The following is a 21,034-nucleotide window of genomic DNA, read 5'->3' as shown; positions in this document are numbered from 1 at the left end:
AGAATTTAATGAGACAGTCCGTAGTACTCCGTTTCTAAATGGAACATCCCTCCGATTTCTCCTCCTAGAAAAAACAAAGTACCATCCGAAAATTTCACACCGCTGTGTTTTGATACACTATATCTGGCCATACCCATATCAAAGAAATTATTACTTTTTGCATAATCAAGTTTTTCCATGACTCGGCTTGGCTCGCTTGTATTATATCGGTATCCCCCACCGTAAAAAAGAACTCCGCCGTCAGGAAGCTCCGATGCAATACTCCACTCTCTTCTAAATTTCGAATTGGCAATTGTCAAAATTTGATTCCGAGTTCGATCATACAACATAGTGGAATTGTTTAAGTTAGACAATTGTGCTCCATAAATTAAAACATTCCCATCCACTAATTTCATACATTTTAATACACCGACAGGTACAGGTAAGGTTGGACCCCAAGAAAAGGTTTGTGTGATAGGATCATAAAACTCCGTTGTGTCTTTTGGTGCGAAAATTCCATCTGTCCCACCGATTACAAATACTCGGCCATCATCCAGTAACACGGAACAAGAAAACGATCTTGGAGTCATCATCTTACTTGTAAGCTCAGTAAAGTTTCCGGTAGCAGGATCATAAATCTCGGCAGTATTTAAAGAGAAAAAAGCCAAAGGTGTCATAGGATCAAGGTCATACTCACGAATCCCACCTAACACGATCACTTTTCCATCTTGAAGTTTGACAATATTATGCAAATGCCTTGGACCATTCATACTCCCTGTCGGAGTGAAAGCGGTTGTCTCTGTATCAAATATATAACTCGAAGTAAGAGCATACGGATTTGGGGCTTGAATTCCACCTGTGATAAGAAGATTCTTTCCATCCAACATCACACCGCGCTCACCCCTAGAAATGAATGGCAAACTAGGATTGGTGAGAACAAAACTAGACGAACCTTTCCGAAGAATTTCTGCACTAGAAGCAAAGCCATAAATTGCAATTACATCACCATCGGAATTTTGGAAGGCATCAAATTCCGACCTACCGTGATGTAATTTAGGACCTGGCACTAAACCTATGAATTGTACTGTCAATGAATTGGACACTTCATTTGATGCATTATCTTTTGAATTGGAAAACTGCAGGGTAAGCGAACCAGGATTATTCGATGAAAAATTAATTTCAAAGTATACTCTATATGTTGTTTCATTAATCTTTTGAACTGATCGAAGAATGACCGATGAAGCAAGAGATCCACTCAAAATCGGTGGCCCAAAATTTGCTAATGGTTCGGAAGTGGTAAAGTCCCAATAATGAGCAGAAAAAAAGGTATAATCTGTAATTGGAATATAGCCAACCAAAGATACTGTAGGGATTTTTGTATCGATGATGATTGGAAGTTTATCGTTTGCAAGAGTTTCCCCTACATTAGAAACCACACCAGAAAGGATCAGTTCATATTGTCCATCATCCGTGAGGGGGTCAAATTTCACGAGAAGACGATCTCTATCTATCTTAGCAAAACTGACATTTGAAAAAATGTCTTGGTTGGACTTGGCAAGGTACTCCGCATCAATATTGGCAAGATCTCGATTGCATTGTAATAGAACTTGGTCCACGCTCCCAAGAGATTTATTGTTTGAACGATTTTCACAACTAAATGGGCTCGAATTAAAAAAAGCACTTAGAAACAACCCACCAGTGGATTTTTGATCAAAAGGATTCCCATACTTTGCGGGGAAAATACATCCGATCGTACACAATAAAATAGGAAAAATCAATTTATTCAAAACTGTATTCCTCCGTATTTCCAAGGATATCACCAATCCTACCGCCAAGAATCATCCCACCACCGGAAGAAGAATAACGAATTTCACAACCATCCCAACGAGCATTTAAGGAACGGCTTGTCATATAAAATCGGTTGATTGACTCAGACCAAGACTCTGTATCATGAATTGAATCGAATGTGGAACCGTTTACGGTTCGATACTCTAACCCACCTGCGACAATCAGTTGGTCTTTCCCATAAGGAAAAATAAAAGAAGAACCCCATTCCCTACCAAAAAGAAGATTTTTATGATCTCGAATAGTATCCGTCATTGGATTATAAATTTGAGCGCGTAACACCGGCTGTGCGACGTCAAAACGAGAATTCACACCTCCAAAAATCAGTATCTCTCCATTTTTTAATCCGTGAACAAAGTGATTGAATCTTTTGTATAACTTCGCATTAGATTTAGAAAGAATTTTTGTATTGATATCATAAATTTCAATAGAATCCAACGCATTCGCATTAAAATTATTTGCCATGGGTCCAAACGCATCAGAACGTTCTCCTCCAATAATAATCACCTTACCAGAAATATGCGAAAGGATCTGTGCGTGTTTACCTCTTGAATCAGAAAGGTTCCCAATGGTTTCAACAGTCATTGTAGCCGGATCATTTGTAATATGAACCAACTCAACCATCCCCACTGATTGGATCGGCTTAAATGGACTCATCCCCCCAACAACAAGTACATCTCCATTCGGAAGCACTGTCATTTTATGAAATAAGCGGGGGGTTAACAAGTGCGGGCCCTCTGTCCAAGTATTGGTAATTGGGTTATAAACTTCGGTAGAAGTTAACTCATCGTTGGAAGGCCCACCTTTACCACCCAATCCAGCTGCGGCAAATATTCTTCCGTCAAGGAGTTTGACGGCTTCAAATTCTTGCCGACGATATACCATCTCAGGAGCCGGAATGAATTGTTTCGAAGCAGAATCATAAAACTCGGCATGGCTCAATGTGCCATTTCCGTTGATCAAAACATCCTTTTTAGCCTTTCCTCCAAAAACCAAACGTCGACCATCATCTAATTCAACACCAACACAAGACCTTCTTGCTACATTTAAATTAGGCCCACTTCTGAAGGCATAAACATTTACAGGAACCATCACAGTCCCTTGAGAATTGGAAGCTTTGTCTTTAATGTTTAGAAAGGAAATCGTTAATATACCGCCGTTGGAATTTGGGTTCCCAGCAAATAACAAACGTATGTTGCGGTCGGAAGTAATTATATCAGAAACCACAAGACTATTTTTAGCAGTCCCCGACAAACTAACTTGAGACAGGACTCCGTCCCATACAATATCTTCATTGGAAACGATGTCCAAAAATCCCGATTCTAATTCGGAGATATCGATTCCATTACCCGTTCGAAGTTCAAGGACAGGTGGCTGGGAATCAATTTCAAATTCAAATTTCTCTGGGTTTACTAGAAGCGATTCGCTTAAATAATAATCCTTTAAATTGATACTAAACTTACCACTCGTAATGGATGGGTTCATTCGAATTTCATATAAAAACTTACTTCGTGGTATGATTTGCGAAATAGGGCTATCGCCAACCCCAGAAACAGGCAATTTTAACCCTTCAACCTTAGTCGTAAAATCATGGTTAGTGGATACATACATAACCCCACCAGGTTGCACACGATTGGTGGAAAATTCCATGGTAACAACGGGTTCTGAACCTAACAGGAGAAGTCCTAAACTTGTTGGAGAGTTCGGATCAAATAAATTATTACCTGATCCTATTTTACAAGATACAAATAAGAAAATAAGGAAGATGGCTCTAATCTTTTCCATACAACTCTACTCTTGTATCAGCTAATGCAGAATCACCGAACACAACAATTCCCTTACTAGTTCGTATTGCCGTATGTTCTGAACGCGCATTCATCATTGTATCGACTATAAAATTCTGTTTTTCTACATGATCATAAAGTTCTAAGATTGCTGATTTATAGTAAGTATCAACCCCACCTGTATAAAGAATTTGGGAATTTGAAAAAGTTACGATAGAACTTCCGTTTTTTATTCTACTGGTAAAACCATGGGTTTTGGTAATAGAACTTACTTCATTCCATGATTCAATACTTCGCGAACCCACTCCACTCCCCGTGATACCACCTAAAACCAACCGATCTCCACCAGGCATGGGAATACTTGTCACATTCGACCTGTATGTTGGCATCACTGCAGGCAATGAACTTAAAGTTTGCGAATTAAGGTCCAAACTATTGATAAGATTTGAATAAGCTGCGTAAACTAAGAGCCGATCTTTACCACCAAAGAACAATATTCTTTGTTTGTTCGCATCATACTCTGCGAATTGGAAAAAAGTGTTCATTGGAAAATTAGCTGCAGGACCCAGGTATGTTGAGGTTGCATTTAAAATAGAAATATATTCATGATCATTTGATATGGCGGTGGGGTCGGTTCCTACTTGAAATTGACCCCCAGAAATAAGTAAGTCCCCGTTTGACAAACAGACCATCGTATGGCCAGACCTTCGTCTTTGCATAGTCACTGGAAGTTCTATAACAGTTTGGTTTGTCACATTGATTCGATAAATTCTATCATTGATTTGAGAATCTACAGTAGGATCCCCTCGGATTATTTTCCCACCTGAAACATAAACATTCCCAACCGGGTCAGTACAGATTGCCATTCCCATCAAACTTTGGTTCAGTGGGGGAAGTAAAGTAGACACTCCAATTTCAGGATTAAAAATTTCCACTGTAGAGACGGTATTTCCCGATATGGAAACCCCTCCTACCAATAGGATTCGGCCATCTGACAAAGAGGTAGTTGTTATTTGGCCTTTTGCTTCTGATATAGAGCCAATATAACGTGGGTAAGGAAATTTGAATTCTAATACCTTACTCGAAAATGAATAATTACCTAATGACTCTGGCCTTTGAATGAATATAGAAATTGGTTCTCTCCATTCTGACCGAGAGGACACAGAAAAAAGCAGACGAATTTTAGATTCGGATAACGGGAATACATCTCGCATCACCAAATCATCTTTATAGTTTTCTGAAACACGAAAGTGATTTTTAGCAAAATGAGCTGCTAGAGGTTGGTTAAGATCCAGATCAAGTATTTCTGTTTTTACGAAGGATGGATAATCGTTCGGTCGGTATCGAGAGACGATTTCAACTTGGTCCTGGAAAATTAATGTTGATAAAACTGCAACGGAACTACCAGCCAAGGTAGTGGGATCAAAAATGTTTTGAGAAGAATTCTGTATCTTACAGTGAAAGAGTAATAAAGTTAAGAGTAGACTAAAACTGCATCGCATATCCTAACTTCCCAACCCTGTCAATTCCCATAAGTCCATGGTTTTCCCAATCAAACTCGAGCAAAACACCCGACTTTTCCTTAGGATTGGGTCCCAACAGATAAAAATCAAACACATTTGCTGACCACAGTATAAGAAGTACGGTAAGAGCTTGGGACAAGTGGGTCCTAGATGATTCCATCTTTTGCCTATATGGCTCAATTAAGTAGTAATTTAATGCGACAGTTTCTGCTACACGAGAGTTTGGTGGAATACCAATTGCCGATTCATAGTTTGCTTTATCGTGTCGAAAGGTGTTATATTGAAACCCAGCATAAAGAACCCCCAGAGCAAAGATGGACATATAGATCTTCCCTTTCTCTTCTTGCCCTCTCGCATACTGTCCCCAACCAGGGAAAAGGAAGGATCGGAAAGCATATGTCGGATTGTAAGGATTGAATAAAGGTGCATCTGCCAGTGATGTCTCTGGATTGACTGCGTAGGTTAAAATGGTATCCTCGGATTTCTCCGCATATTCTTTCGTATAAGGTTTTTGTAATTTCTGATTAGCCTTGCCCCATTCTCGTAAGGAAGTAATGACATAATTGGATAATTCGGAATAAGAAACTTCTCCATTGAAATTGGAATCTGCTCTACCTTCTAAGCCATAGATAAGAAACTTAGTAAAGACACCATAACCTGACTTTGGATCTTCGAAGCTAGAATAACCCACCTTGGTCGAATAGAATACAGAAAGAATTTCCGAGTCACGAAACGAAGTTTCCACTAAGAACTTTTTGCCCTCTTCTCCTTTGCCATCATCTGGATTTCGGCAAGCATCAATAAAAAAAACAACTCGTTTTAGCTTATACTTCCTTGTCATCTCGAGGAGTTGTTCTACTGCAATTCCTGACTCAAAAGGAGTTAAGGGATTAGCATCCTCTGGAAGTAAATAAACCTTGTCATTGTAATCAACCACGCCATGACCAGAAAAATAAAACACAAACAAATCGTCTGGGTTTGTTTCTTCTAACAATGCTTCAAAATTAGATAAGATATTATACTTGGTCGGAGTTGAATTAGCCGAACCTTCCTGTACAAGCGTCTGGATACGATTGTAAGAGCCGTAACTAAATAAAATTTTGGTCATCCCCAAAGCATCGTTTTTTGCGGTTTTCAAATCACCAAGAGTTAAGTTCCTATATTCACTAACGCCAACAATAAATCCAAGGCGTTTTGGCCCAGGATCAGCAGCAATTATTGCCGGTGTAGTAAAAAAATATAAGAATATTAGAATTTTTGATTTCATCAATATTATTGTTCGACTGCCAAATCTGCGGCTTGTTTTTCCAAACTTAAAGTATTCTCACCAACTTTTCTAGCATTAATAACCACTTCCCGGTTGATTTCATCCATTTTTTGAACGACAGCTACCATCTGGTCTTTGTCTCTATTCAGGATCTTAGATTCCTGATCTAGTTCTCTTGAAATCGTCTCAATCAAATCTAACGACTCGAGCACCTCATTATTAATATTCTTTTGAGAATTGATTTTATTCGTCGCCGTTTTAATGACTTCACTCAAAAGCTCATATTTTGATTGTAGTGCTTCGGTTTGTTTGAGAGAAACGGAAGCCAATTCCGTGCCTTCCTGAATGAACCGGTCGGAAGTTGTGATGATTTTCTTAATCTTAGTGGCATTTTCATTCGAGTTCTCTGCCAACTTTGCCACTTCCTGCGCTACAACAGCAAATCCTCGTCCATGTTCCCCAGCTCTTGCTGCTTCTATGGAGGCATTCAACGCAAGTAAATTGGTTCTGTCTGCAATTTCAGCCATAATATCATTCACTTCACTCACCTCTTTTTGAGATTCGTTCACCGAGCGAAGTCTTTCTTCTAAATTCTTAACTGTTCCAGAAAATACGTTACTTCTATCTTGAAAATCACTCATATTGGAATTCAACTCTTCCACAACGGTCCCAATTTCCGATATACTAAGTTTAAGTGTATCGGACTTGTGATTTAATAAAGTAATTTGGTTGTGTTGTTTTCCAATATTGTCCACCGAAGTTTGAATACTTTCTGAAAAAGAAGAAACAAACTCCGTCAATTCATGAATAGATTTGTCTTGTGATTCAATTTGAACGTTAAAATCAGTTGTGATTTCACGAATCGATTTTAGAGTTTTAAATAGTTCAGAACCAACCTGCACCAAGTTACGATTCAAATTGTCTGAGGTAATTCTTTCCGTTTCTGCAATTTTTTGGCGGTCTTCTGACTCATTTTTGATTTCGTTTAATAAATTTAAAACTGCCGATGTTAAATACCCAAAACAAATTAAAAATAGTATTTTAAATACTTCATTAGAGATACCAACCGTACTTTTTTGGCTTTGGAATCCCTCTACCTCTTTATACTCAACCCCTTGTGTATAACCAATTACCAAAATTAAGATCAGACAAAAAGCAGAATAGTAGGTACTCATAAGTAGAGTTCGTTTGGAAAATAAAAACGCAGAATAAACTACATAAAAATAATACAACACATAGAGTGTGGGTGATTTAATTAAGTCTGCAGCAACCCCACTACCTCCCATTAGGCCAGAAGCAGTGACAGCAAAAAGAACTGTGATGTCTAAAATGATGAGTGCCTTAGGAAAAAATGGATGTAATTTTTCCTTTTTGAATAGATAGGCCTGAAGACCTCCATACAAAAACATACAAGTAATCCCCACGAGATAACTCGTAGTTTGTAATGTGGTTGAGGTTTTATAGGAACCAAGGGTTGCGATAATATAAAATCCTGCCAAAAGAAACCTGACCCGATTTACATACACAGGGCCCAACTCTACCCAGTTTTTTTTGGTTTTTATTGATTCTAAACTAGTTCTCGACATAGGATGATGATCGGGAAGGGAAAGCGAATGGAAAGTGATTTTCTTTTTTTACTCTCTGAAAGAGGAAACTCTCTTGACAAAATATAGTTTGATATTAAACTATTCAATATGGAAACATTAAAACCCAACAGCAATTCCGTAGAAAAAAAACTTCACCCCGCATCCGAGCGTGGGCATGTCAACTTCGGATGGTTGGACAGCCACCACTCCTTTAGTTTTGGCCATTGGCACCATCCCGAAAAAACAAACTTCGGGGCATTGCGGGTTCTGAACGATGACATTGTCGAACCAAGTATGGGGTTTGGAACACACCCTCACCAAAATATGGAAATTATTTCTATCCCACTTTTTGGAGAGTTGGCTCATAAGGATAGTACAGGTACGAATGGTATCATCCGCACGGGAGATGTACAGATTATGTCTGCGGGTTCTGGGATCCTTCACTCGGAGTTCAATCATAGCAGTGAAAAGAAAGTGAATTTTTTACAAATATGGATCCTTCCGAAAGTGGCAGGCATTGAACCAAGGTACGCACAAAAAACTTTTTCGGAAGCAGGAAGGGTCAACCGGTTCCAAACTGTAGTTTCTCCCATCGATGAAGAAGCCGTATGGATCAACCAAGACGCCTACTTTTCTTTGGCAACTTTAGATCCAGGAAAGGAACTCTCTTACCAAGTCCATGCACCGGGCCAAGGGATTTTTACTTTCCTCATCAGTGGGAAACTGAAAGTGGAAGATACTAATTTGGAACGGAGAGATGCCGTGGGATATTGGGGAAAGGATGAATATAAATTTCGTGCGGAAGTGAAATCCGAACTACTTGTGATTGAAGTTCCGATGAAGTAGGAAAACAAAGATTCGAAAAAAGGAGAAAACATTTGTTTCTCCTTCTCGATGGAACCAATACAGAGTTTAGGAGATCGAAATTTCTTTGTTCTGTATTGTTTTTGTTTCCAGGATTAAAAATTCCCCTGACCAATTTTAGATTTTAACCTCTATCTTCTAGAGGAGTTAAAACTAAAACGTATGACCCATGTCTACATAAAACAATTGGTCTTCTTTGGAATAAGCGTAATCCAATAGAATCACAGTAGCTTGGTCCCAAATGATCCGTAGCCCCACCCCTCGTGCATGTTTGTAATTCAAAGTGTTCACATCGTGAAGTTTGTCCCAAACGCGACCGACATCATAGAATGGAACAATGCTTAGCTGAATGAACTGGTCCCAAACCGAAAAACTTCCCACACGGTACCGTAACTCAAGATTATAGAACCCAATCACCGGGCCAAAAAAACGTTCCTGTCTGTACCCACGAAGTGTGTTCTGTCCTCCCAGAGCACCAAACGGACCGTCGATGGAAAATAGATAACGATATTCAAAAAAGGGAACATTCCCTTCAATTTTTGTCAAAGCCACACGTTGGGCTATGACAAACTCTTCAAAGAGTTTCGGGAAGGGTTGGTAGAAATTCTTCGCTTGGGCAAAATGTCTAATATAATTAAAATCAGATCCAATGGTTCTTTCTGCTTTATTGATATTGTATTCAATGAGCCAACCACGATCGGGGTCCGGTTCATAATCTCTTGTGTCGTAAGCAATACCAGCGCGCACATAATTTAAATTCCCACCATTGATACCAATGATTTTCCCTGCATTCGCATCCTCTGTGATTTTAGAACTATCTTCCACTGCCGGGACTTTGATACCTGTTATGGGGTCTCTTGCTACAGAGGAAGTTCCGTCATACCGCCTAACGGAATTTTTCGAAAACTCCACTCCCCCCCCAAACTCGAAAGACCTGGAATATGGTTTTATCCAGAGCAAATTGTCCATAGGTAGTTTCAAATTGGTAGTCATGGTAATGTTGGTTCGATGTGAATTCTTTACCTGGCCCACGATTGCGTGCATAGGAATTTGCATTTTCGAAATCGGAGAAAGTAGCATTGCGGGTAATCCGGCTTCCATCCATATTCCGATCTTTGAAATAAAGTGGCTGCAGACTTTCCGTTCCCACACCAAAGTACTGATTATAAAAACTAGCATCATGGCCTACATAGGCTCTAAGCCTATAAGCTGTATCCGCAAAGTATGGTGCATCCCAAGCTAGATAATTGTTCTGAGTTCCGCGATTGGTTCGGTAAATTCCCACGTTGAACATATGTTCGTAAGGAGTGTATTTGAACGAAGAATCGGTTTTGGTTCCGTTATAAAAAATATTTGCGATTACCCCAAGGCCCGAACCGTTCACAGCATCATTTCTAAAGTCAGGAAGACCAGTGGCATACCAACCTTCCTTTTTGTTGGCAAGTTCTTTCTCATCTAATTTTTTGAACTCACCGATCCATTCCGGTACATCGGATTTTCTTTCTTCTGCATATAAGGGAATGGAAATCCCTATTGATAAAGTTACCAACAGGGAAATCAGATTCCGAAAGGGCATGGGAGATTATTTTACTTCGCGGACTTGGATGGTTTCGACTCGATCTTCACCGGCGATAATATCAGAAAGAATTACCACTTTTTCTCCCATTTGGAGATATCCATTATTCACGAGAGTTTGGATGGCGAGTTTGATTGTTTTTTCTGGATCAGAAGAAAAATCCACTCGGTAGGGAATCACTCCCCTTGTCAACCAGAGCTTTCGCCTAACGGATGTCATATTTGTAAATGCATGAACAATGGGATATTTAGGATGAAAAGATGCTAAATTATTGGCGGTGATCCCCCGACGAGTGATGGCAATAATTGCATGTGCTTGCATAGAATCTGCTAAATTCGCAGCCGAACGAGCCATTTCTTCTTTTTGGTCTTTCGGTTTTCTTTGTGCGGCAAGACCAAGATTGATCGACATCTCCATACGACGCGCAATTTTATCTAACAATTCCACACAACGGACAGGAAATTTACCCATTGCCGTTTCCCCAGACAACATAATGGCATCAGCCTCTTCATACACAGCATTGGCAACGTCTGTCACTTCTGCTCTTGTAGGGGAAGGATTCTGAATCATAGATTCTAATAGATGCGTTGCGACAATCACACGTTTCCCTTCTTCTTGGCAACGTTTGATGATTCTTCTTTGTACAATGGGAAGTTCTTCGATTTCGATCTCTACTCCCAAATCCCCACGCGCCACCATAATGCCATCAGACTCTCGAATGATGGCATCTAAGTTTTTTAGGCCTTCTTGGTCTTCAATCTTGGCGATGATTTGTGCATGGTGATTCTTTTCATCTATGATACCACGAAGTTGGATTACATCTTCCTGGGAACGAACAAACGATAAAGCCACAAAATCAATATCCTCTTCCAAACCAAAAAGAATATCTTTTAAGTCTTTCGGAGTGATCGACGGTAGATTTACTCGAATTCCAGGCAGATTGATATGTTTTCTCGAACCGAGCTTACCGCCGTCTAACACAGTGCAAACGAGCTCGTTTTCACGAATCTCTTGCACTGCCAGGTTGATAAGTCCGTTATCGACAGTAACTTTATCTCCAACTTTTAGATCTTTAACAATATCTCTGTAGTTTACAAAAACACTTTGTGCCTCGGCTTCCATTCCAGGGATAATATGAAAAGTAAAAGTCTCACCGACTTTTAGATGAAGGTCATTTTGTACATCTCCCGTTCGAATCTCTGGCCCTTGGGTATCAAGAAGGATAGAAATGGGATGTTTGTGTAATTCATCTTTGTTTAAAGATTTAATAATTCGAATGACCTTTCTATGAAACTCATGATCTCCATGGCTCATATTGATCCTTGCGATGTTCATTCCGGCCAAAGCTAAACTTCGGATCATTTCTTTGGAGGCAGTCGCAGGACCAATGGTACAAACGATTTTTGTTTTTCGAGCTCTTAGTTGTTCAATAGCAGGCATAATTTTAAGGTTTCAATCTAGGTAAGATTCTATTCAGAAACTCTAATTGCGATTCCGCAATGTCAAATTTCTCTTGGTTCGGAAATTTTTCGCTTCGTTGGCGGTCACTTTCTGCGCTAACTTTATCTAAAAGTTTTTTGCCATACCGTTTTAGGTATCCAGTAGAGATAAGAATCGGCCAGGGGAACTTTTCTCTTTGATTTCGGATAGGAAAACTATAGATTTCCTTTCCTCCAAACTTCTTCAAAAAAAATATCAAATTCTCTTCCGTAAACTTCCCATTTAATTTAGAAAGCACATACTCGCGGTCCGGAAACACTCCAAACTCCCAAGCTTCATCTAAAATACGAATGATTGCTTCAATGGATTCTTTCCATTTTTTCTCTTCTTCTGGACTTCCCTGTTTGACAGGTTCAGGAGAATCTTCTTCCCCCCCATTAAAACCGGCCGTAGAGGCAGCAGTCTGTTGTGACTGTTTGGATTTTTTTTCAGCATCTTTCTCAGCTTCTTCTCGTTCTTTCAAACGAGCTTTTACCAGACGTTCTTTCTCTTGAGATATTTTTTTAACTTTTTGATTTGCTAAATCTCTATTTAGCTGCTGTTGCAACCTTGCTTTGATTGGAGGGATTTCAAATTTATGAACAACCATACTCCCCATGATCATTCTCCATATCCTAGTGAAAAAAGGCAGGAATTGGAAAAGACTTTGGGCCTCGATTTCTTCTAACAGTCGCTTGGGGCTTTCATCATTCAAATGAAGAGTGACATTCATCTGGTTCAAAACTCGAATTTCTAAATCTGAATGTTTGATTTGAAAAGTTCTTTTAGCCGATTCTATGGCTTGGGGGATACACGACTTATGAAGGATAAACTCGTTATATATTTTGTTGTCCGCATATTCTGTGTATAAAAGTTCTGGTTGCGAAAGAAGGGTGGCCCGAAACTCATCTGTCAATGGCTCCCCACTCACTCGGAGTAAATTGACCTCAACAATACGGCCAGCTTCTGCTAAAAATGCCATCAAGTCATCGACCTGTTGTTTGCGTTTCTGTTTTTCTTCTCTTTCTTTATCTTTTTCAATGATCTCATTTAAAACCAAACACTCTTCAATGAGGGTTTTTTGGTCTCCGTAAGAATCATTCATATACCCTTTAATCTCTACTAAAAGATTCCGTGGTGACTCCCATGAATCCTCGGTGATTTCACCCATGACTCCTAAATTTTTCAAAGCAGGGTAAATTGTATTTTTTGTATAATCAATGTATCCATCATAACGATCTGCAATTTCTGATGGCTTGTTATACAAAAATACACTTTTATTAGCAGGCCTTGATGCAGAATCGTTTCGAAAGAAAAACAGAATCTTATCGTCTACTAACTGTTTCAAAATGGGCTTCAAATGGATAACGATGGTTGCATCCTTCTGTACCTTTGTTTTGTCGTAAGGACATTGGAACAAATTTCCAATTTCTGTGGATGCATAGGTATCAAACAACCTGTTGGAATCAACTGCTGCTTTGATGACCTTACGCATCTTTTCTTTACCGACGTACTTTCTTTTTTCGTTAAACCAGCCCTTAATGGCGGCAGTAGAAAGTTCATTGAGCCCCAGTGCGTAACGAAACGCAGTTCCCCCATCAGAAGTTGTGGGTCTTGCAAATACAGTATTGTGTTTGATAAAGGTCTTTGGATTTTCAGGATCCCCTGGTTCATTCGGATGGAACTCGAGGACATTCATTTTTCTAATGATGGCAGGATTCTGTTTATAACTTAGATCGATCACATAGTTTTCTGTACGATCACGATCAATCGAACTATCACGTTCAATTTGTTCTACATTGGGAAGAACTTTGTTTTGTAAAAACTTATCCGTCCATTCAAAGATCACAAGTAAAACTTTGTAGATCCCTTTATAGGAAAAATCCCCCCGTGAATCCATGGCCTGCACTTTTTGGAGGCAGGCGGTGTAATCCATTACTTTTAATTCCGGGAGGTTTGGATCCAACATGGTTTGGGAGTTCCTTAGTTAAAAAATCCTTTTTTATACAATAACTCTGCATTCAAAATCGCAGCACCAGCCGCACCTCGAATCGTGTTATGCGACAGTACTACCCATTTCCAATCTAGGATTGGATCTTCCCGAAGTCTTCCGACAACAGTGGTCATTCCCCTACCTGTCTCTAAATCAAGACGTGGTTGAGGCCTATCATTTTCTTCGCGGTAGAGAATAGCCGGATTTGGTGCAAACGGCAATCCCAATTTCTGCGGTTCCCCTTGAAAATCGGCCCAAACCTTAAGAATCTCTTCTTTTTTTGGTTTTTTGTCAAAGGAAACAGAGACACAAACTGTATGTCCGTCAAAAACCGGGACTCGATTGCAATGAGCCGAAATTTTAAAATCTGCTGACTGAATGATTCCGTCTTTCACCGTTCCCAAACATTTCTGTGGTTCCTCTTCGGCTTTGTCTTCTTCCCCACCAATATAAGGCACAACATTCCCAAGAATGTCCATAGTCGGAACTCCCGGATAACCCGCACCAGAGATTGCCTGCATAGAAAATAACATCACAGACTTCAGTCCAAAAGCATCCATAAGTGGCTTTAAAGAAATGGTAACTCCCATGATCGTACAATTGGAATTGGTAATGATTTTTCCTTTGGTCTTTTGGAATTGCAAAACATCCAAATGGTGTGCATTTACTTCCGCAGAAAGAATCGGAACGTTCGGATCCATTCTATGATTTTTAGAATTGGAAAGAACCATCACACCCGCTTCTGCGTAAGCAGTTTCTACTTCTCCTGCAATGGAGGCATCCAGACCGCTGAACACGAGTTGCACGCCCTTCGTCACTTCGGGATTTGGTAAAGAGATAATAATGTCTTTAGCGTAAGCAGGGATATCGGAGGAAATCTTCCAACGAGATTTCATTACCTCACCATACGTTTGGCCGGCACTTTTTTCTGAAGCTGCCAAATGAGTCACCGTGAAATAAGGGTGATTCTCCAAAAGTTGAATGAATCTTTGACCGACGGAACCTGTTGCTCCCAGGACTCCAACTTTGATTTTTTCCATAAAATTCCTTATCTAATGTAAGGATTGAAAAACATCCTATTTCGGAAAGAGATTTCCAATTCTTTTAGCATAAATCGGATTCATTTGCTCCATTCCAATATAGGTAAAGTGATGGAAGTCGGAGAAACCTTGCATGGGCAAACTTCGGTGGATGTCCCAATAATAGACAGACCCACCCGCCAAAGACTGCAAATAGGTTAAGTGATCCCGATACCACCGGGAATCTTCATACCAATCCAGTGAGATGGGGTTTTCAGGATTGTTGATGAGTAAAAAAGATATATTCCGTTCTCGAAAATGATCTGCAATTTTTTTGAGATACCGAAAGTGGAAATAAGGCCGAAAGGATTCCTCGCGAATTCTTTCTTTTGCCAACTTTAAGGCAACTAAGTACCCAATGCCTGGTCGTTTTTCCAACCCCTCTAACAATCGATAGTGAAAGTACTTACGGTATTCTTCCTCTTTCATATTCCTATACCGAAAGTCTTCAGTTCTTGGCTCACGTTCATACTGGATACCCGATCTTGCCTCTTCCAAACCAAAGGTTTGTTCCAACCGAACTCCCATTGGATCGAAATGATAGTCGAGATAGGCACCCGTGGCCTCGTTTGCAAACCAGGTACGTTCGAGTTTTATAGTGATTAACTTTTTTTCCTGGAAGAATTCTGAATCCAAATACAGATGAACCCATCCCGCCTTGTTTAACACAATCTCCTGTTTGGCTTTCCCATTCGAAATTTCCATCCGGCAAGGTTTTCCTGCCAAAAGAAAAGAGGTAACTTCCACCCAAAATCCCTTGTTTTTCATTTTTTCTGTGGGGAGAAAACTAAATTGTTGGCCAGTCCAGCCAAGCCCACTGATCCCTTCTGGAATGAGGACTCCCGCATAAGCATGATAACTGGTATTACGTCCGAAACGATGTTGGACTAAATTTTGCAAATTTTGCAGATATATATCTTTATAACGATAAAAGGAAAACCCAGAGGAAAGTACATAACGAGACCAAGTTTCTAGGTCCATCGAAGAACCAACTTCTTTCAAAGTCTCCCAAGGAAAAATCCAAAGAGACTGTGGAGCCTCACCAAAGGTAAGAGCGTCCTTCACCACAACCGACTCATCTACGGAATCATTTCTACCCTCAGGAAACATAACATACGTTCGGTGGATCCTGTAATCAATAAAATTGACTGGGTATACAACCAGATCTGGCTCTAAGGGATCCAACCAATTTAGCAAAAGATACACATAGAGTGGGCTATTTCCCGCATACGCTAGATAAAAAACATCTACATCTAAATCGAAATCATTCCGTAAACTTTCCTTTAGTTTACCTGCATCAATGGAATAATAAGCGACAGAACTTCCTACAATGATGACTCTCTTTTTAGTTTTGGGTAGCGTTCGAATTCTCTCGTATTCGTACAAAAAATTAAAAAAATGGTTGGTGTTCCAAGGAGATTCATTCGGCAACCAAAACTGAAGTTTCTTAAAAACTAGGAAGTCTAGGGCAAATAATGAAATCAAAAAGAAGCATATAAATAATATCCGATGTTTCATTTCCCTACCTAGAATACAAAATACACAAAAGGTTTGCTATCGGCCGAAAACAAAACTATCATAATCATCAAAATTGATGCCAAAACACCCAAAAAAGCGGTTTTTCCTAATGAATTCTGCCATTTTTCAAACCTACCTAACAACTGCTTGTTGTCAGAAAAATAAAAAATCCCAAGTATATGTCCTATGAAAATCACGAAAACACAATAAAGAAAGTTCATCTCCATTGTATAAGGAAGTGAAAAACCATCGTTTTTAACAAAAAGACCCTGTAGGTAGCACAGTGAACTTTCAAAATCAACGCTCCGAAAGAAAATCCAAAGCAAACTCACCGTAAAAAAGGTTCCAAGGATTCGAAAGGGTCGCAACCAAGGAAAACTCCATAACTTGGATCCCCGAGCCATTCTTTCTAAGATCAGTAAAATTCCGTGACAACAACCCCAAAAAACAAAGTTCCAAGAAGCACCGTGCCAAAGTCCTCCAATGGCCATGACGAGAAATAAATTTCTATAAGTAAAGATCGGGCCGATTCGGTTGCCACCGAGCGAGATATAAATGTACTTTTTTAGCCACTGGGAAAGGGAAATATGCCAACGAGTCCAAAATTCCGAAAATCCGTCGGAAAAGTAAGGCATCCTAAAATTTTCAGGCAATCGAAACCCAAACAGAAGTGCCGATCCTTGGGCAATGTCAGTATAACCCGAAAAATCACAATAAATCTGCAAAGAATAAGAAAACATACCGATCCAAAGTGCTTTCGTGGAAATATCCGCAGGACGGCCAAAAACAAAGTCAGAAGTTTCCGCCAAATGATCCGCCAGAACCATCTTTTTAAAGAGTCCGAGAAGGATGAGAAAAATGGCAAAAAAAACGGGGGTTTTCAAAAAGGGGAGAGGCCTACGGATTTGAGGCAAAAAGGACTTTGCCGTGACAATGGGACCTGCGACCAATTGCGGGAAAAAAGAAAGAAAAAGTAAATAAGAGAGAAAATTTCGTTCGGGATTTAGTTCTCTTTGGTATACATCAACAACATAAGATATGGATTGGAAGGTGTAAAAAGATATTCCCACAGGAAGCAGCCAATCGCTCCAAAAACTGGAATTGGCCACCGCGAAGCCAGATATATATGCCCAATTTTCAGCAATAAAGTGACCATACTTAAAAAAGAATAAGATTCCGAGACTATTCCCAAGCGAAATCAATAGAAGGAGGCGACGTAAGCCAACAAAACGGATAAAACCGAGGAGTTTCGCCACCGAAAAATCAACAAAAGCAACCCAAACCAACAACAGAAAATAAACTGGATTCCAGAAACAATAGAAAAATGCGCTTATACTAAGCAAATAAATGATTAAAATCAATCGATAGTGCAGGAAAACAATAGCAAATATCTGCCGACTTTTAAGCGCAAAAGTGCGCAATAGCGACCAACCGAATAACGCCATCGTAAGGAAGAGAGCGAAAATTGCTGAATTAAAGAGCATATAAATGACTATTATTAATCAATTATACATTGTACTTGCATTTGACTCCACAATTAGGGCAGGTGCAAGTGACTTCCGCCTTAACTCTTCGTCCCTGCGCACCTTCTACTTTCCCAACGGCCACAAAATCAAAGACTATTCCTTCTGGGACAAAGTGCCCAGACCCATATTTTGCCGTTCCTTCAATCAAATTGGAGCAGGCATGGCATTTCACCCTTAGCCGTATCGTTTCCGCCATAATAAAAAGAACGTTGGGCTTAAGGTGGCGAGGTGGCAACCACTATTCAGCCTGCTGCCATTTTTACATGCTGATGAATTTTTTATACACATGACATTTTGGCACCAAAACAGACGATTCCTCTCAAAAAGCAGCATCCTGGGCATCAGGAACCATTCCCGTGAATTTTGGGCCGACCCACAGGCGGGTTTGTGCCTATCTGCCGGGAATTGGTCTCTTGCGGCCGTTCCCTTTGTTTTCCTTATAGCGAAATATTGTTCCATGGGTTATACGGCGTCCGATACAGGAAAGGAGCAAAATGCTTTGCCAATTCGTTAAATTGCAAATAAATCGCAGGGATTGGCTCAAGGATACGGAAACCATCTTCAAATCGGAACTGCCCTAATTTCGCCATATTACCCGCCCTCTAGCTTGGGTAGGCCTGGGCTTTGGCCTTATGTAAGCCTTGGACTCAAATATTAACAAATGCCTACTCTCTTTGCTCAATTCTTGGCCGGAGACAGAAAATGGTATATGCCTTCAGATTGACCGCCCAAAGGCTGGCATGCCCTAGATTGGTTGCCCAAGAGCGAACAGTAGGTGCCGGGAATTGAACAACCGAGATAAGCAAAGCAGAGGTTAGGTGGCCGTAGATGGACAGTTATGGTTTGAGGCGATATTCTTGGCAATTGCCTAAATTTGGTCAATTTGTTTGAGATTTGAAGCTACTCTCTGGTCAATGCATGCCTCTTTCTAAAGAATTCCCAGTAAATGCTTAAAAATGGGCAACACTAGAAAGATTTGGATTATGTCTTCTCGGAATAGATTTATTGAAATCTTTCCTGTGTGCACCACAGGAAAAGGTACAAAAAAGGTAAACTTACAGTATTTAGGACTTTTTAGAAGTAGATTTAGAGGAAGGTTTTCCCTTCTTTACAGGGCTTGAGGATTTAGATGTAGTGCGTTTGGTTTTGCTACTGCTAGCAGGCTGTTTTCTTGTTGGTTTGTGCCCAGAGCGATCCCCGGAAGATTTATCCTCTTCTCCTGCAAGGTCACTGGGGACCCTTCCATTTCGTTTAACCATATAGATGAAATGTCGGACATATTGGGTATACGGCTCATGGATGGCCTTAGGATCGAAGTTTTTAGCGTCCTGGAGGAGCTGATTGACGAGTGCCAAAGGGAGGTCGTCCTTACTGGTTGCCATAAGAATTTCCAATCGTTTGCAGATCTCCGAGTCATTGACTTCGGTAGAGAGTTTTCGCATAGCATTGAGAAATTTTTGGAAGGCAACTCGCTTCGGCTGAGACATATCCCCAGAAAACCAAAAAGTCCTAGGCTGGCAATCGATTTTACAGAGAAATGCTTCCGGCCATTCTCAAAAACAGGAGGTAAGGTGTAGAGCCTTGAGATTTTGCTTTGGGACAGATTTTCAAAATCTCCCGATGGAACCTGCTCTGAAATAAAAGTCATAGCAGATGAATGCAGGTTTAAACCTTTCGAATCCGAGGGAAGAGTAAAAATGGCTTCATCTATTTCGGAAGAAGAAGAGGCTCCGAAAGCCAATTCTGTTTCAGGTTCCACAACCACTTCAAAAACCAAACCATCTCGAAGTTCGATCGGAGTGAGAAGTTCGTCTGCCGGAATGATGACAGGAAGGTCGGCCTCGTTTGCAAAAAGACCCACCGCAGGAAAAATAAAAAATACGGAAAGCAAACCCAGAAGGGCTCCCTTTTGCAACTTTTGTGCCAGAATTTTTATTTTTTCCAAGAAAAACATAGGATTGACCTCAGTTTTCACTGAAATCATAGAAAAATAAAGCATTTTTTAGGAAATTTTGGCTATTTTTTGATGATTTGCGAACGCACCCGGAGTTTCCATTCCCAGAGAACGATTTCATGTTCGAGGTCTTGGGCAGTCTCCTGCTCCTTCGCAAGAAGGGCGTAGATCATGTGGGAGATCTCTTTTGAAAATCCCAAATCCAATTCTTTTTCAAAATCTTCCACGCGATATTCCAAAATGAGAACCGCCAACCGAAAGGCTTCCGTCATGGCAATGAGCTGAGGTTTGACCACATCTAGTTCTGGTTTTTTTAGTTCGTTTTTGATCATCACATCCAGAAAGGTTCGAATGAACATGACGTCATCTGAAGAGAGGTGGAAATCCAAAAGGAGCTGTTTTACTTTATCTAGCTCCATAGCCCGAAGGTGGATCCTTGCCAAAAATACCGGGTTTTCGCTATAAGTATTGAGGTTTTGGTTTTTGGCAACATCGGTCGCTCGGACCTTGTCGTAATCGACCACGCCTTTGTCTTTGGATTCGTCAGTTTTTGGGGACTGAGATTCCGCAGAAGTATTGATCCTTTTTTTGATCACAAGGATATTCATACTTGGGTAGCGGATCTTGAAGGAAACCATGTCCGATCTTGGGATCTCTTCATCGACCACCAAAAACTGGGCATGTTCTCCCCTCTCCCAAGCCGCCATCAAATCTTCCTTACTCTTGTAATGATAGATGACAACCGGTAGGACGTCACTTAGGCTCCCCGTCCCTAAATAAATAGTTTTGATTTCGTTGGAAAATCCATGTTGGTAGGGGATGACGAGTTTCCCGGCTTTGACATTGACAAAGGAAAGTTCGCCCAAATGGAAGTGGGAAACATCAAAATCGTCTCCAAAAAAACCTACGCGGGGAACATTGACAACAATGGAATTGTTCCTGGCACCTTTGGGAACTTCTGGCCCGGAATCAGTAAAAACAACGTAGGTCAGCTTGGAAAGTCGGACTTTGACGAGAAAACCGGCAGGGGTTTTCCGTTCTTCGTATACAGTATCATCCAT

At 40.3% G+C, this 21,034-nt stretch carries 17 protein-coding genes; 2 read left to right on the top strand and 15 right to left on the bottom strand.

What is annotated here, in order from left to right:
* Window positions 1-5 precede the first annotated feature (5 nt).
* Genes LEP1GSC195_RS17760 through LEP1GSC195_RS17740 form a run of 5 tightly spaced genes read right to left on the bottom strand, consistent with a single transcriptional unit; the run spans window position 6 to window position 7,984 of the window.
* Complete coding sequence (locus LEP1GSC195_RS17760; RefSeq protein ID WP_015682986.1) at window positions 6-1,766, bottom strand: Kelch repeat-containing protein; 1,761 nt, start codon at window positions 1,764-1,766, stop codon at window positions 6-8.
* Complete coding sequence (locus tag LEP1GSC195_RS17755; RefSeq protein ID WP_040507235.1) at window positions 1,759-3,609, bottom strand: Kelch repeat-containing protein; 1,851 nt, start codon at window positions 3,607-3,609, stop codon at window positions 1,759-1,761. The genes LEP1GSC195_RS17760 and LEP1GSC195_RS17755 overlap by 8 nt, the downstream gene beginning before the upstream one ends.
* Window positions 3,596-5,110 carry a Kelch repeat-containing protein gene (locus LEP1GSC195_RS17750; RefSeq protein WP_015682911.1) on the bottom strand — a complete coding sequence of 505 codons (1,515 nt, stop codon included), beginning with the start codon at window positions 5,108-5,110 and terminating at the stop codon, window positions 3,596-3,598. The genes LEP1GSC195_RS17755 and LEP1GSC195_RS17750 overlap by 14 nt, the downstream gene beginning before the upstream one ends.
* A complete protein-coding gene (locus LEP1GSC195_RS17745) occupies window positions 5,094-6,398 on the bottom strand; it encodes a caspase family protein (protein ID WP_015682978.1) in 1,305 nt (434 codons plus the stop codon). Before LEP1GSC195_RS17745 ends, LEP1GSC195_RS17750 begins: the two co-directional genes overlap by 17 nt.
* A 5-nt stretch (window positions 6,399-6,403) precedes the next feature.
* Window positions 6,404-7,984: a methyl-accepting chemotaxis protein gene (locus LEP1GSC195_RS17740; RefSeq protein WP_015683012.1), complete on the bottom strand. Its 1,581-nt coding sequence runs from the start codon at window positions 7,982-7,984 to the stop codon at window positions 6,404-6,406.
* A gap of 108 nt (window positions 7,985-8,092) precedes the next feature.
* Here LEP1GSC195_RS17740 and LEP1GSC195_RS17735 point away from each other — a divergent pair, with 108 nt between their 5' ends.
* A complete protein-coding gene (locus tag LEP1GSC195_RS17735; protein ID WP_015682909.1) occupies window positions 8,093-8,830 on the top strand; it encodes a pirin family protein in 738 nt (245 codons plus the stop codon).
* A 171-nt stretch (window positions 8,831-9,001) separates the two neighbouring features.
* Here the strand turns inward: LEP1GSC195_RS17735 and omp85 are convergent, their stop codons facing one another.
* The 9 genes from omp85 to LEP1GSC195_RS20075 all read right to left on the bottom strand — a co-directional run bounded on the left by omp85 (window position 9,002) and on the right by LEP1GSC195_RS20075 (window position 19,506).
* Entirely contained in the window at window positions 9,002-9,760 is a 759-nt protein-coding gene (omp85, locus tag LEP1GSC195_RS20085; RefSeq protein WP_015682859.1) for an Omp85 family outer membrane protein, read from the bottom strand.
* The gene (locus LEP1GSC195_RS20080; RefSeq protein WP_015683049.1) at window positions 9,735-10,397 is read right to left on the bottom strand and encodes a DUF5982 domain-containing protein; all 663 of its coding nucleotides are present in this window, start codon (window positions 10,395-10,397) and stop codon (window positions 9,735-9,737) included. Before LEP1GSC195_RS20080 ends, omp85 begins: the two co-directional genes overlap by 26 nt.
* A 33-nt stretch (window positions 10,398-10,430) precedes the next feature.
* Complete coding sequence (gene pyk, locus LEP1GSC195_RS17725) at window positions 10,431-11,864, bottom strand: pyruvate kinase (RefSeq protein ID WP_015682999.1); 1,434 nt, start codon at window positions 11,862-11,864, stop codon at window positions 10,431-10,433.
* Between the two features lie 4 nt (window positions 11,865-11,868).
* The gene (locus tag LEP1GSC195_RS17720; RefSeq protein WP_015683050.1) at window positions 11,869-13,872 is read right to left on the bottom strand and encodes a hypothetical protein; all 2,004 of its coding nucleotides are present in this window, start codon (window positions 13,870-13,872) and stop codon (window positions 11,869-11,871) included.
* 14 nt (window positions 13,873-13,886) lie between these two features.
* On the bottom strand, window positions 13,887-14,936 hold the full coding sequence (gene asd / locus LEP1GSC195_RS17715; protein WP_015682968.1) for an aspartate-semialdehyde dehydrogenase: 1,050 nt from the start codon (window positions 14,934-14,936) through the stop codon (window positions 13,887-13,889).
* 36 nt (window positions 14,937-14,972) lie between these two features.
* Window positions 14,973-16,493 (bottom strand): hypothetical protein, encoded by a 1,521-nt coding sequence (locus tag LEP1GSC195_RS17710; RefSeq protein WP_015682925.1) that lies wholly within the window; start codon window positions 16,491-16,493, stop codon window positions 14,973-14,975.
* Between the two features lie 8 nt (window positions 16,494-16,501).
* Entirely contained in the window at window positions 16,502-17,749 is a 1,248-nt protein-coding gene (locus LEP1GSC195_RS17705; protein WP_332248645.1) for an MBOAT family O-acyltransferase, read from the bottom strand.
* A gap of 250 nt (window positions 17,750-17,999) precedes the next feature.
* Entirely contained in the window at window positions 18,000-18,215 is a 216-nt protein-coding gene (locus LEP1GSC195_RS19890) for a hypothetical protein (protein WP_083901925.1), read from the bottom strand.
* A gap of 868 nt (window positions 18,216-19,083) precedes the next feature.
* Complete coding sequence (locus LEP1GSC195_RS20075; RefSeq protein ID WP_084597435.1) at window positions 19,084-19,506, bottom strand: phosphatidylinositol phospholipase; 423 nt, start codon at window positions 19,504-19,506, stop codon at window positions 19,084-19,086.
* Window positions 19,507-19,716: 210 nt separating this feature from the next.
* Here LEP1GSC195_RS20075 and LEP1GSC195_RS20070 point away from each other — a divergent pair, with 210 nt between their 5' ends.
* Window positions 19,717-20,013, top strand: a complete 297-nt coding sequence (locus tag LEP1GSC195_RS20070) for a hypothetical protein (protein WP_232227852.1) — start codon at window positions 19,717-19,719, stop codon at window positions 20,011-20,013.
* A gap of 22 nt (window positions 20,014-20,035) precedes the next feature.
* Here LEP1GSC195_RS20070 and LEP1GSC195_RS17690 read toward each other — a convergent pair whose 3' ends face one another.
* Window positions 20,036-21,034 carry a hypothetical protein gene (locus LEP1GSC195_RS17690; protein WP_015682834.1) on the bottom strand — a complete coding sequence of 333 codons (999 nt, stop codon included), beginning with the start codon at window positions 21,032-21,034 and terminating at the stop codon, window positions 20,036-20,038.

This window comes from Leptospira wolbachii serovar Codice str. CDC, assembly GCF_000332515.2.
Taxonomy (GTDB): domain Bacteria; phylum Spirochaetota; class Leptospiria; order Leptospirales; family Leptospiraceae; genus Leptospira_A; species Leptospira_A wolbachii.
Note: the sequence above shows the minus strand (reverse complement) of the source record. Positions and strands in the feature narration are given on the sequence as shown.